The sequence below is a fragment of the Exiguobacterium sp. s59 genome (genome assembly GCF_018617475.1).
GTDB classification, from domain to species: domain Bacteria; phylum Bacillota; class Bacilli; order Exiguobacteriales; family Exiguobacteriaceae; genus Exiguobacterium; species Exiguobacterium aestuarii.
Genome location: NZ_JACSKG010000004.1, coordinates 68,338 through 80,979, shown reverse-complemented (window position 1 = coordinate 80,979; position 12,642 = coordinate 68,338). Strand labels below are relative to the sequence as shown.

The window sequence follows — 12,642 nt, the reverse complement described above, 5'->3', positions numbered from 1 at the left end:
CGCCATCTGAAGTGAAATATTATGCACACGTCGACGGCTCAAAAATTGAATATATAGACCGTGGTCACGGTCCTGTTATTGTTTTGATTCATGGGACCCAATCATCTAGTTTAGAACCATACCATGTGGACCAGTTAATTTTGTCAGGTTTTCGGGTCATTGTCCCATCTAGACCCGGATATGGAGAAACACCTTACTCTTTTTCAGCATCTCCTCAACTCTTTGCATCCCGACTTGCTCATTTGATGCAAATGCTTGAAATTGATCGATATCATGTTTATGGCATCTCTGCCGGAGGACCGACCGCGATTGAACTTGCTTCCCAAAATCAGCGTGTACTCAGTTTGACACTCGCGGCCGCCGTGACGAGTGTCGTCGATTTTCCATATCGGGACACGGTCAGCCGGAATGTCGTCCAACCCGCCTTTATCGCACTGCAGTACATCATGAAACAGTTTATCGCTCGGGCGATTCAAAAACATCCATTCGAAGCGACGGCCCGTATGATTCAATCGACGAGCGTATTGGCACTCGAGACGATTCGAGAAGAGGTGTCACCTTATGACATCTTCCTCCTGAAACGCGTCGCGAATCAAATGGCTTTTGGACTTGGCGCACAGTTCGATTTGAAACAACGCGTCTCGAGTGAGGTCTTACTCGGTGTGTCATGCCCAACCTATATCATTCACTCGAAAAACGACAAAGCCGTTCCTGTTCGGCATGCACATTACGCGAAGCGCTTGATTCCACATGCTCAACTTACGATTCTGAACAGCCCTGGTCATTTGATTTGGGTCGGACGGCAAGCGAGAAAATCAGAGCGACAAATCGAACGATTTATCCGTTTCAACTCGTAAAGCATCTCAAAAAGAGGTGCTTTTTTACGTATCTAACCCGAGGACTTCGATTAATCGATTCGTACTATGTTCCGGTATCCTCCAGACAATGTCCCCTCGTTCAAATTTCGTGATGACACTTGGGCGGTTCGATTGACCGAGCCAAAGCTGATAGCGTTCCTGTTCTCCACCTTTATAATGCAATGTAAGATCGAAATCAGGAGCCACTTCAATCTCAATGCCTTCGATTTCTTCCGAACTTCGCAACATTTCCGCGAACACTCTGACTTGCGCTAAATCATAAAAGTCCAATACTGGTTCAGAGTTGAATCGTTCCCGTGTTTTTGACTCTGCTACCATCACGCGTTCCATTTCTTCTCTTTCGAGCTCTTCTGTATCGATTTTATAAGGCATCGTCACTTTACGAACTTCAGCTGCCCAACGAACCCACTTATCCATTACTTCACCCCTCTCGTCTTATATACGTCGCATCGATTAAATCGGTTTCAACATTTGGAAAATAAAAAAAAGCCGAGCAATCGCTCAGCTTTTACACTCATTCATACTTCCAGCCAACTAGACTTGCCTCCGCTCCGACATAGCGAATCCGCTTCTCGTTATCACTTGGGAAGACACGAAGCGTTGCCACAGCGTCACCATCGTTCACGAAACATTCGACGCTCGACGAATCGACGAACAGATGAAGGGACGTGACGTCGATCACTTTTGTCCTTGTCGTCCCGAACTCCGTTGCGAACGGTTCACCCGCATTTGTCCGATCGATCGTCAGTTCACGAGTTTCTTTCTCATACCGAATCACAAGAGATTCATCATCTGTCTTCAATAGTTCTAGCTCGAAGTCTTCACCAGTCGACGATAATTCAAGCTCATAGCGCTCAGGTGTATCGATTTCCAAATACGTATCTGTCTCATTGACAAATTCACCTTGTCGAAGCTTCTTCATCTCAGGAACAGGTCGTTGTTTCAACATGCCATCTTCTAGTGATAATTCACGTGGCAACGTCAACGCATGGGCCCAACCGTAGCGGTCTGTCGGATATTCAATCTCCGGTAAGCCCATCCAGCCGACTAGAATACGACGACCATCATGCTCCGTCGTTTGCGGAGCGTAAAAGTCGAAACCGAAGTCCAGTTCCTCGAACGCACCATGGCTGAATACGTTCGTATTCAAGTCGAGATGACCCGTCAAGTAGCCAGACTGATAGATGTTATGGTAGCGATGTCCTGACGCCTCGATCCCTTGAGGAGAAAAGATCAAGACATGCTGTCCATTGATCTCGAAAACGTCCGGACATTCCCACATATAACCGAACTGCTCGAGCTCGGTTTTCACTTCATCTAAAAACGTCCATTCGTTCAAGTCGGTCGAACGATATAAGACGACACAGCCCGTCTCATCTGTGCGCTGTGCTCCGACAATCGCATAAAATGTGCCAGCTACTTCCCACACTTTCGGATCGCGGAAATGTTCTGTATAGCCAGCCGGGATATCTGGGATGGCCACATTCCGGCGTTCAATCATCCCGTCACGTAGGACACCGATAATTTGCGAGGCGTGACGCGTCCAATCGTCTGTCCGATGATTCCCGGTATACATCACGTGAAGGGTGTCGTCTACGACGAATCCACTTCCAGAATAGGCACCGTGGGAATCTTCCTTCGTTTCAGGGACTAACGCCACCCCGCGGTCTGTCCAATGGACAAGATCGGTAGAACAGACATGGTACCAATGTTTGAGACCGTGAACTGGCCCGAGCGGGAACCATTGATAGAATAGATGGTACTCTCCATCATAATATGTGAAGCCGTTCGGGTCGTTGAGGAGGCCCGTCGGCGGCTGGATATGGTATCCAAACCGCCACGGGGATGCGGCCGTCTTTGTTCGGAGCACCTCCATCTCGAGGGCGCTCACGTCACGGAGTGAACGATAACGTTCGGCCTTCGTCCAATTCATAGTGTCACTTCCTTTTTCATTATGCGGCTTGTTTGACCGCTTCTTTTTTTGCTTGTCTTTTTGCAAGGATGAATGTCAATCCGAACGTCACAGCGAATGCGATCGCCATTCCGATGATATACGAGATGATTGACCCTGGTGCGATCGAGATAATTCCAGGTAATCCAGCTGCGCCGAGCGCTACTGCCAATACGTCGTTTCCGACGATGAAAGCAGATGCAATGGCCGAACCGACAATCGCTGCGATGAACGGATAACGGAGTTTTAAGTTAACCCCGAACATGGCAGGCTCTGTGATACCGAGTAGTGCCGAGATCCCTGATGCTGAAGCGACACCTTTCATCTTCTTATCGCGTGTCAAGAAGAAGACCGCAAGCGTAGCTGCCCCTTGAGCAACGTTCGACATCGCTGCGATTGGGAAGATGAACGACCCGCCTGTTTCTGCGATATCAGCGAGGAGTTGAGTCTCGATTGCAATAAAGCTGTGATGCATCCCAGTGATAACGATCGGCGCGTAGAGGAGACCCATAATCAAACCACCGACGAATCCGAGTGAGTCATACGTCCATACTAATCCATCGATGATCAAGTTCCCTGCTTCACGTGTGATTGGACCCACGAATGCGAACGTGATGAACGCTGTGAAGAGGAGCGAGAGTAACGGTGTGAGCAAAATATCAAGTGATGCCGGCATGAACTTCCGGATGTTGATTTCCAATTTCGATAAAATATATGTCGAGACGAGGACTGGTAATACTTGTCCTTGGTATCCTAACTTCTCAATCTCAAGACCGAAAATGTTCCAAACCGGAATGTCTTCAACCGTTGCCTGTGCATACGCGTTGATCAAGTCCGGGTGAACCATGATCATCCCGAGGGCCGCACCAAGATATGGGTTGCCACCGAACCTCTTGGCTGCCGAGAATCCTATGAGGACAGGTAAGAAGACGAAGGCGGCGTTTGCGAACGTATTAATCATCGCTGCAAGGTCAGCCATACCTGGATACTGATCAATCAATGATTGTCCTTCAAATAACAAATCAGGTGCTGTCAATAAGTTGTTGATCCCCATCAAGAGACCGCCGGCAACGATCGCCGGGATGATTGGTACGAAGATATCGGATAACATTTTGACGAATTGTTGAAGCGGATTCATCTTTTTCGCCCCAGCCGACTTCACATCTGACGTGGACATGTCACCAAGCCCAGTCAATAGTGAGAACTCGGTGTATACCTTGTTTACCGTACCTTGTCCGATGATGATTTGATACTGACCACCTGTCGAGAACGTTCCTTTGACAACATCAAGTTCCTCGAGTTTTTTCTCATCGACTTTTGACTCATCGTTCAAAACGAGACGAAGGCGAGTCGCACAGTGGGCAGCTGCCGCAACGTTTTCTTTCCCACCAATCGCTTCTAATATCGATGCTGCTTCTTTTTTGTAATCCATCTTCATTTCCCTCCTAACGTTTCATTCACAAGTTGTCGTGATGGAATTGCTGGAATAGCTCCATATGCCGTACAAGTCAATGCACCTGTGACGTTTGCATATTCAATGTCGGAACGTAAGCGCTCCGGGTCAAATCCGAGTGTCGCTAATCGATACAAATAAGCACCGACGAACGCATCTCCCGCTCCCGTCGAATCGACACTATCAATCGAGATTGAAGGAACGATTTCATGATGCGCGCTTGTCGCAATCAACGTGCCACGAGAGCCGAGTGTGATGGCAATCTGTTTTGCGCCTAACTCTAGAAGTGCTTGAACCGCTTCATCAAGTTGCTCTTCGTCGGTTAACAAGTGTGCTTCTTCTTCGCTCAATTTAATGAAGTCCGCTTCGGCGATGAAGTGTCTCGCATCTTGTTTAAATTGCTCGAGGTCCGTAATCAATGCTTCCCGATAGTTCGGGTCGAATGAGATGAACAAGCCATCCCGTTTTGCAAATTGCAATAATTTGAAGTACGCGTCTTTCAGTTTTCCGTCTAGTAATGCTGTCGCTGAACCGAAATGAATGAGATCTCCTTTTTGAATCAATGACAAATCGATGGATTCAAACGCATAATCTCCGTCACTTCCGCGTCGGAACGTGAAATCTCGTTCCCCGTCTTCTTGAATCGACACAAATGCGAATGTCGTATCCCCCGCTTCCACGAGATTGTCCGTGTCGACGCCATTGTCCGTCAATGTCTGTTTTAAAAAGAGACCGAACGGGTCATTCCCGACTTGACCGAGGAAACTGGATTGTCCTCCATGCTTACTGACGACTGCCGCAACATTCGCAGGTGCGCCACCTGCTTTTTTGACGAACGTCGTTCCGTTGACGAGGTCGCTCGAAGCATCCTCGCACACCCAGTCAATCAGTAGTTCGCCGATACAATGTACGGTGTTCATATCGTCCACCTCCATAAATCATATAAGTTCTTTACAAAAATGGTACCGGTTCCAATTTAGAATAAAAAATGTTGCGGAACCGGTTCCGCAACACAAATGTAAACGATTTATTTTATCTTGTCAACGCTTTCGCGCACTTTTAATTCAAAAATTGTGAACGTTTTCATCGGAACGTCGTCACCATGTAAAAGTTGTAGCATCATGTCAGCCGACTTTGCCCCGGTTCGTCGATACGGGAGATGGACGGTAGTAATGGATGGGTGTAGAACTTCCGTGAAATCATAACCGCCAAAACCACTAACTGAGACATCATTTGGAACTGAAATACCTTGATTCGCTAGGCCTTTCAACACGCCGAGTGCAATATTATCCGTTGCACAAATAATGAGTGAGGTCGAATCAATTTCTTTCGCCAATTGTTCTCCGACCGGGATGGCGTCCTCGATCTTAAATGTCGTCTGAACAAGATTGACGTGTGCACCCGCCTCATGAAGCGCCTTCAAAAAACCATCACGCCGATTTTGTCCGACTGCGATATCCGCCTCCGAAACACCGACATACACGACGTTCCGATGTCCCCATTCGGTGAATCGAGTCCCAAGGGCATATGCGGCTTCATAGTCTGGATAGACAAGACTGTGGACGTTGTCATGCTGTTGACCGATTAGCAAAACCGGAATTTGAATCGCCTCAATCGCTTCAATATGACGTTCCGTGACCGTCGTCCCGAGCCAAATGATGCCGGCGACTTTTTGTTTGGCCAAATTGTACAGTTGTTCAATCTCCCGTTCTGTCTGTTGTGCCGTATTGACGACGAGCATCTGATATCCTCGTTCTGTCAACCGTTCATCGATTCCCATCATCGTCCGTGAAGCGGCGTAAGAATCGAGTCGTGGAACGATGACACCAATCATCTTCGTCTGTTTTGACTTCAGACTCTGGGCAAATTGATTCGGTTCATAATTCGTTTCCCGGATGACCCGATCAAGTTTTTCTCTAGTCGCCTTTCCTACCGATCCGCCGTTCAAATAACGTGAGACCGTACTCTTTGCGACCCCTGCAATCTCGGCGATATCTTTTATGGTGACTTGCTTCATCATTACCCCTCCATATGAAAAAAGCTGACGTGCGAGACGCCGTCAGCTTAATGGTTAACTACATATCGTTTCTTAAAATTTAAATAATATAAACCGTTCCGCTTTTCAAATCCGTTTTGAACGAGCACTTGATGCATTTCTTGTTGATGTGGGCTCGTCGGCGGAATCCCGGCTCGGACAGTCTGTCCATCCATCAATTTAGAGTCTAGTAAGGCAAGACGTAAACCTTCTGTCGCATACCCGTTATTTTTGTATGCATCAAACACCATCAGGTCAAGTTGATATACCCGGGCAAGTTTGAGTAACAACACTTTACCGACAAGTTTGTCATCGACCATCAAGTCATAGTAGAAGTCTTCCCCATAGCTGTGCTCTTCTGCGTGATAAAGTTGTTCCGTCCCCATTTCCTCGAGGATTCCTTTTAACTCTTCGGCAGAAACACCATATGAGTTTTCTCCATATTTTTGAAAGTGTTCATATTCGATCTCATCAATCTGGCGAATAGGTTGACGCACGATGTTCATCCCGTGCCCTCCTTAACTAGTAGTTCAATATCTGTCTGCGCTTATTATAAACGAATCCAATCATGAAGCGCAAAAGATAACCGAACGTCATATCGGTTCTATATGAATATGAACCGAATCGACCGCATGCTGCTCATCTAGTTTTCGTTCGATCTCATCACATAGTTCATGAGCCGCGTCCACTGTTAAATCGCCATCAACTGCAATCGTCACATCGAGCATCACGTGATTTCCTAAATGACGCCCTTTGATTTCCCGAACTTCTTTCACACGTTCGAATTGATCAATCGTTTCCTCATAAGACTCGACGAGATGTGGAGGGAACCCGTCAGAAAGCTGATGGGTGGCATCTAAAAAGATTTGAATCGCCGTCCGGATGATCATACCGGCAATGACAATTGCTAACACCGTGTCCATCCACGGAAGTTGGAAATATGCGAACAAGACTCCCAGTGTCGCACCAATAGAAATCATCGCATCCGCCAAATTGTCTTTCGACGCAGCTTTGAGTGCCAATGACTTTGTTTTCTTCGCAAGATTCAAGTTGAATCGATACACCCCGAACATGACGAGCGCACTGACGAACGCGACGACCGCTGCTAGCGGATTCGGTTCTGCATATTCTCCCCCGATTAAATTCGACAGACTATTGAAGAAAACGAAAATACCGACTGCAATCATGATTAATGAGGCAATGAGTGCTGAAATGGTTTCCATCTTCGCGTGCCCATATTTATGCTCGGCATCCCGTGGCAACGCCGCAACACGAATTCCGATATAAACGGCTACGGACGCGATGATATCGGTCGTATTATTGAATCCATCGGCTAATACCGCCTCTGATTCATATAAATATCCAAAGAAGACCTTTAATACAGATAAAATCAAATAAGCCGTGATTGACACAATCGCTCCCTTGAGCGCTTTTGGTGGATGATTTGTCGTTTCCATCCGCCCACCTCCTTATTAGCTCAGTTAGTATAGCAGGTGAACTTCGTGTGGGGATAGAGAAACAATGTTTCTTATACTCAAAATAAATGGAATATATTCCCGGTAGTTTCGTTTAACAAATTTTATGGTAAAGTAAACAGGAAGAGACCTTAGGGTTAAACCGCAAAAAGAGGTGAAACAGATGTTTACAGAACGAGATGGAATCAAATTGAGATTGGAACAAATTGACAGATTGCTTGTTGATTTGAATCGTGAGGCCAAGCAATTGATGGCACGCCTTCGCGAATTAGATGCCTCTGGAGAAAATCCGCACGAAGTATCATTGAAACCTGAAGAACGTGATACGTTGAAATCGTCAATCGACGAGACGCTTGAAGCGCTTCAAAGCCGTTCAAAACGTCCAGTGAACGTGAACGATGAGAAGAAGAAAGAACTCGCTTCTCATAAAGCACTGATCGATGAACTATCAGACTTACTCAGTAAGAAAAAATGAGACGCCTCTGCGTCTCATTTTTTGTGAAGGAGCCCTACTATGTATATCGTAACCACTTGCTTACGTCCGACAGATGAAGTGTTATCTCGGGCACATGCTCATGCCGCAGAATACAATATGAAGTTTGTGGATCGACGCAAACATTCCATCGATGAACTGAAAAAGCGCCATCACCAGGACGTACTTGTATTTGACAAGAGACGCGTCGAGTACACACCACTTCACACTACAGAACCATTCTTTTTTCACCCTTCTAGCTCTGTCTTTCGGGTGAAACAACTCAGTCGTGGTGGAACCGATCCGCTCATTGACGCTTTACAAACCAAACCAGGTGATCAAATTTTAGATTGTACGCTCGGATTAGGTTCGGACAGCATCGTCATGAGCCACGCTGTGGGTCCCACGGGAAAAATCGTTGGCCTCGAAAGCCAATTCATTACAGCACAGCTCGTCCGGGAGGGCCTAACCGTTTGGGTCGAGAAAGATGAACACGTCAATGAGGCGATGCGCCGCATTGAGGTCGTCCATGCCAATTCTCTCAAATATTTGAAATCGTGTGCGGAAAATTCATTCGACTGTATTTACTTCGATCCGATGTTCGAAAAGACGATTTCAGAATCGGTTCATCTGAACCCACTTCGCTCAATCGCCGACACCTCCCCACTCTCCCAAGAGTTGATGGACGAAGCAAAACGAGTAGCAAAAAAACGAATTGTCCTAAAGGCGCATTTTGAGAGCGATGCCTTCGAACGCTATGGTTTTACTCACATTAAGCGAAAAACATCGAAGTTCCATTACGGATATATCGACCTGGAGTCTAAGACTATTTAGTTCATATTGACTAAATAGGTCTTTAGACTCTTTTTCTGGTTATTATTTTCTGAATATTGACATTAATCAGACACAAACGGTACATTTACAACAAGCTCACACATTTTCCCATTATTTTTTTACAGGAGGTTCATACAAATGAAAAAACGTTCCATCCGTCGAACGACGCTCGCGGCTCTCATGACATCTGCCATGACAGTCAGCATCGTTCCGGCTGCTGGTGCTGCACCGCTATCGGTTGCACCATCTGTCCCGACAACGAGCTCGCTCGCTCCGTTCGACCACAACATCATCGATGAAGAGCGTCTCGCAAAAGCACTTGAGAAACGCGGTGTCATCAAAAAAGGATTGTCAGCATCTGAACGCATGAAAGCGGTCGACGCATACATCGCGAAAAAACAAGGTGAAGCCAAAGATCCACATAAACATGTCGACGAATTGAATGAGAAAGCTTCAAAAGCAAAAGAGAAGATACATACTCAATTCGAAAAAGAAACAGAACGCATTCTCGACAAAGCGAAAAAAGGACAAGCGAACTACCGTAAAGGAAAACCGAACGGTCAAGTGAAGGTTTCTCCAGCGCAGCAATCGTCTTACAACGGCGCGGTCCGTGAAGATAAAGTCCTCGTCCTCCTCGTCGAGTATAGTGACTTCAAACATAATAACGTCGAGCAAGATCCAGGTTATATGTATAGTGACAACTTCAGCAAGGAACATTATGAAAAATATATGTTCGGTGATGAGTCGTTCGAACTGTTTAACGGTGAGAAGGTTCAAACGTTTAAACAATATTATGAAGAACAGTCGGGTGGCAGTTATACGGTCGACGGTGAAGTTTCAGAATGGCTAAGCGTTCCTGGAACTGCGAAAGACTACGGCGCTGACCGCTCAACAGGCGGTCATGACAATGCTGGCCCTGGTCCACGTCAACTCGTCAAAGATGCATTGAACGCTGCGGTCGCATCTGGCATCAACCTTGCAGAGCATGACCAATACGATCTTTACGACTTAGATGGCGACGGTGACTTCAATGAGCCGGACGGCCTCGTCGACCACTTGATGATCATCCACGCTGGTACTGGTCAAGAAGCTGGTGGCGGTGCACTTGGTGACGACGCAGTATGGTCACACCGTTGGGTTCTCAATGGCGTTTATCCGGTAGCCAACACAGAAGCTGCAGTTCCATACTGGGGCGGAAAAATGGCTGCGTATGATTACACGATTCAACCTGAAGATGGCGCAGTCGGCGTCTTCGCACACGAATTTGGTCATGACCTCGGTCTTCCAGATGAGTACGATACACAATACACAGGTCAAGGTGAGCCAGTACAATCATGGTCAATCATGAGTGGCGGTAGCTGGGCTGGTAAAGTCGCTGGTACGGAACCAACAAGCTTCTCTCCACAAAACAAAGAGTACTTCCAAAAAATCATGGGTGGAAACTGGGCTAATATTACAGAAGTCGATCTTGAAGATATCAACTCTCAAGGGTTTGTCTCACAACTCGACCAATCGGTAACGAAGTCGAACAACCCAGGAATCGTCAAAGTCAACCTTCCTGATAAGAAGATTAAAGGGATCGAACCGGCTTATGGCGAGCGCTACTATTACTCGACTAAAGGTGACGACATCCATACAGAGATGGCAACACCTAGCGTGAAACTTGGTGCGGATGGCGTCCTCACATTCGATTCATTCTACGAAGTCGAATCAGATTATGATTACTTGTACATTAAAGCTGTAAGTGGTGGTCAAGAAGTCGTACTTGATGTATTCGGTGACGACATCAACGGCGAGAACGAAGCTGGATACCCTGCTGAGACAACGAACGGTGCATGGGTCAACAAATCATATGACCTCTCACAATTCGCTGGACAAGATGTTCAAATCGTATTTGAGTACGTGACAGACGGCGGCGTCGCAATGAAAGGCTTCGCAGTCGACAACTTGTCAATCAAGTCAGAGTCAGCAACACTCTTCGCTGATGATGCGGAAGGTGCTGAAGCCGTGACACTCGATGGATTCGTCAACTCAGACGGATACGATTCGAAACCGCACTACTACTACCTCGAATGGCGTAACCATGCCGGATCGGATATGGGTCTTCTCAACGGTCGTGGCGTGAAATACAACACAGGTCTTGTTGTGTGGTATGGTGATGACTCTTACACTGACAACTGGGTCGGTGTCCACCCTGGTGAAGGTTTCCTCGGTGTCGTCGACTCTCACCCTGAAGCTCTCATCGGAAACTTGAACGGTCAAGAAACGGTAGCTGGTAGCACACGTTACCAAATCGCTGACGCTGCGTTCAGTCTCGATAAGACACTCGCTTGGTACATCGATTCACCAAGTCGTGGTGTGTATGACTACAAAGCACAAGCTGGCGTGAAGCAGTTCAATGATGCGAATTCGTACATCAACTCACTCATCCCAGATGCAGGACGTAAACTTCCGCAATACGGACTCGTCGTTGACGTTGTCGGTGAAGCGAAAGACAACTCTGCAGGTGCTGTTTGGATCCGCACAAAATAAGTATTTACCCTTTGACCTCCAGTCTTCTAAGTAAAGAAGATTGGAGGTCTTATTATTCTGAAAAAGCTTGAAAAACGCGAGTAACCTGTGTAACATAGTTGGTGTAACGCCTCTGTAGGTTAGTGGCAGACCTCAGCAATGGTAATGCTGCAGCACGAGTTCGATTCTCGTCGGAGGCATCAAACATACCGCTCAACGAAGCGGTTTAGAGCACTTCCTGTTTATGACAGGAGGTGCTTTTTTTAACTTCCCTTCCCTATATCGTTTTTGATGAACATTCTAACGACAATCAATGGTACAATTTGGATTACCATATCTTTTACAGGAGGGTTTCGATGAAACGAGCACTTGGAATAGGAACCGTCATGATTTTATTAGCAGCTTGTTCGCCTAGTCCTAATCAGGACTCAAAACCTGAACCAGTTACAGAAAACACCATTGAAACATCCGAAGAAACCGTCGGAGAATTAACTCTATTTTTTAAAGGCGAACCAACCCAAGAAGAAATTGATATCTTCTGGGGATACTTACGATCAGAAAGTAGTGATGTGCTCGCCACATTCGCTGACGGATCAGAAAGTCTTTGGGCATGTAAAGCCACATGTGAGAACCCTGACTCGACTGAATCCATCGACCTACAAAATCGTTTGGATCAAACCACTACTAACGTCGAAGAATTACGAGTTGGGCTCGAACACTTAAAACAATTCGACATCAATCATATTCAACACGTTGAAATCGATTCCGTCCTTCGATCATTAACCTATTCGCAAGACGTGATCAAGCACTTCAAAGAAACGAAGCATCAGTTGACTTGGAGAGAACAAGCAGACGTGCTCGGGAGCGCATTTAGTATTGTAAAAGGTTTGAACATCGAACTGAGCGGAGTATAACTGCTTTCGTATCGCATGGATCATATATCAGCCTGAGCGTACATCACCTTGACATCATTTCCGTTCCTCTATAAACTTGAAAAGTTGAAATCATTGAATAGTTAGAGGAAGGAGCATGA

At 46.5% G+C, this 12,642-nt stretch carries 12 protein-coding genes and 1 tRNA gene; 6 read left to right on the top strand and 7 right to left on the bottom strand.

Translation table 11 applies throughout. The annotated features are described in order from the left end of the window. Positions 1-11 precede the first annotated feature (11 nt). On the top strand, positions 12-857 hold the full coding sequence (locus tag KNO91_RS08555; protein ID WP_214817509.1) for an alpha/beta fold hydrolase: 846 nt from the start codon (positions 12-14) through the stop codon (positions 855-857). Positions 858-881: 24 nt separating this feature from the next. On the opposite strand, the gene KNO91_RS08550 is transcribed toward KNO91_RS08555, so the two are convergent. From KNO91_RS08550 to KNO91_RS08520, 7 genes are all read right to left on the bottom strand, one after another. After that, complete coding sequence (locus KNO91_RS08550) at positions 882-1,295, bottom strand: YhfM domain-containing protein (protein ID WP_214817507.1); 414 nt, start codon at positions 1,293-1,295, stop codon at positions 882-884. A gap of 97 nt (positions 1,296-1,392) precedes the next feature. Further along, positions 1,393-2,811 (bottom strand): glycoside hydrolase family 32 protein, encoded by a 1,419-nt coding sequence (locus KNO91_RS08545; protein ID WP_214817505.1) that lies wholly within the window; start codon positions 2,809-2,811, stop codon positions 1,393-1,395. Between the two features lie 19 nt (positions 2,812-2,830). Continuing rightward, positions 2,831-4,261: a sucrose-specific PTS transporter subunit IIBC gene (locus KNO91_RS08540; protein ID WP_214817503.1), complete on the bottom strand. Its 1,431-nt coding sequence runs from the start codon at positions 4,259-4,261 to the stop codon at positions 2,831-2,833. Positions 4,262-4,263: 2 nt separating this feature from the next. Then, positions 4,264-5,202, bottom strand: coding sequence for a carbohydrate kinase family protein (locus KNO91_RS08535; RefSeq protein WP_214795106.1), 939 nt, complete (start codon positions 5,200-5,202; stop codon positions 4,264-4,266). A 107-nt stretch (positions 5,203-5,309) separates the two neighbouring features. After that, the gene (locus KNO91_RS08530; protein WP_214795108.1) at positions 5,310-6,299 is read right to left on the bottom strand and encodes a LacI family DNA-binding transcriptional regulator; all 990 of its coding nucleotides are present in this window, start codon (positions 6,297-6,299) and stop codon (positions 5,310-5,312) included. A gap of 47 nt (positions 6,300-6,346) precedes the next feature. After that, a complete protein-coding gene (locus tag KNO91_RS08525; protein WP_214788246.1) occupies positions 6,347-6,823 on the bottom strand; it encodes an N-acetyltransferase in 477 nt (158 codons plus the stop codon). 87 nt (positions 6,824-6,910) lie between these two features. Further along, positions 6,911-7,774: a cation diffusion facilitator family transporter gene (locus KNO91_RS08520; RefSeq protein WP_214795110.1), complete on the bottom strand. Its 864-nt coding sequence runs from the start codon at positions 7,772-7,774 to the stop codon at positions 6,911-6,913. 181 nt (positions 7,775-7,955) lie between these two features. Here KNO91_RS08520 and KNO91_RS08515 point away from each other — a divergent pair, with 181 nt between their 5' ends. The 5 genes from KNO91_RS08515 to KNO91_RS08495 all read left to right on the top strand — a co-directional run bounded on the left by KNO91_RS08515 (position 7,956) and on the right by KNO91_RS08495 (position 12,523). Continuing rightward, the gene (locus KNO91_RS08515; protein ID WP_026826028.1) at positions 7,956-8,267 is read left to right on the top strand and encodes a hypothetical protein; all 312 of its coding nucleotides are present in this window, start codon (positions 7,956-7,958) and stop codon (positions 8,265-8,267) included. Positions 8,268-8,306: 39 nt separating this feature from the next. Next, entirely contained in the window at positions 8,307-9,098 is a 792-nt protein-coding gene (locus KNO91_RS08510) for a class I SAM-dependent methyltransferase (protein WP_214817501.1), read from the top strand. Positions 9,099-9,236: 138 nt separating this feature from the next. Further along, on the top strand, positions 9,237-11,630 hold the full coding sequence (locus KNO91_RS08505; protein ID WP_214817499.1) for an immune inhibitor A domain-containing protein: 2,394 nt from the start codon (positions 9,237-9,239) through the stop codon (positions 11,628-11,630). 108 nt (positions 11,631-11,738) lie between these two features. Beyond that, positions 11,739-11,809, top strand: a tRNA-Thr gene (locus tag KNO91_RS08500). 156 nt (positions 11,810-11,965) lie between these two features. Beyond that, the gene (locus KNO91_RS08495; protein ID WP_214795245.1) at positions 11,966-12,523 is read left to right on the top strand and encodes a hypothetical protein; all 558 of its coding nucleotides are present in this window, start codon (positions 11,966-11,968) and stop codon (positions 12,521-12,523) included. The last annotated feature ends 119 nt before the right edge of the window (positions 12,524-12,642 follow it).